Source organism: Bradyrhizobium hipponense (assembly GCF_008123965.1).
Classification (GTDB): Bacteria; Pseudomonadota; Alphaproteobacteria; order Rhizobiales; family Xanthobacteraceae; genus Bradyrhizobium; species Bradyrhizobium hipponense.
The window spans coordinates 1-736 of the sequence record NZ_VSTH01000066.1 but is presented as its reverse complement, the minus strand read 5'-3'; the positions used below and the strand labels follow the sequence as shown (position 1 = coordinate 736).

At 62.4% G+C, this 736-nt stretch carries 1 protein-coding gene; it reads right to left on the bottom strand.

Annotated features, from left to right (window positions below; translation table 11 throughout):
• Nucleotides 1-634, bottom strand: a 634-nt coding sequence (locus FXV83_RS21060; protein WP_187436045.1) for an IS110 family transposase, incomplete at its 3' end; no start/stop codon positions are given.
• Nucleotides 635-736: the final 102 nt, after the last annotated feature.

Genomic DNA, 736 nt, shown 5'->3' with positions numbered 1-736 from the left:
CGACCCTCTCGCGCTTGGCCAGGCGAGCGATATCCTCCTTCCACAGCTGCTGGGCCTGCACATTGCGGCAACTCTCGAGCCGGTTCTTGAGCCGGGCAATGTCTTCCGTGATCTGGTCGATCATCGTCAGATGCTCGGCAAGGGGCTGCAGCCGGGGATCCGGAGCGGGATGGATCTTCTGGACCGCCGCTGTGCAGGCCGCAATCAGCGCCGCATCAATCTTGTCGTTCTTGGCCCGCCGCAGCAGGAACCCGGCATAGGCGCGGACCTGAGCCGGCTGAAACACGACGACCACAAACCGCTTGCGTCGCAGTTCGGCAACCACCGCCTGCTCATAGCCGCCACTCGCTTCGATTCCAATCCGTTTGACCTTGTGGCGCTTCAGCCACTCCACCAGCGCCTGGTGATCTTCCGCCTTGTTCTCCACCTGCAGCTGCTCAGAGCTGCCATTGAGCGCCACGTCGAGCTTGCGTTTGCCGGTATCGATCCCGGCACAGATCGTGATACGTTTGGCCATCTTCCTCGACCCTCCCTTGTGAATGCGAACCTGAAGTTCGTTCAACCATGCGGGTCCCGATGAAGTGCCGACCGCGATCTTGCTACAAAACGCAGCCCTCAAGGCTTCGGTGGGCATCGATCCGATCGATCGGCGGCCCAGCTCGGGCGGCCACCCGGGCTGGGCCATTCCTCACGGAACGAGGCCATCATAGTCCGGCGCGCTAATACAAGGGTGGGC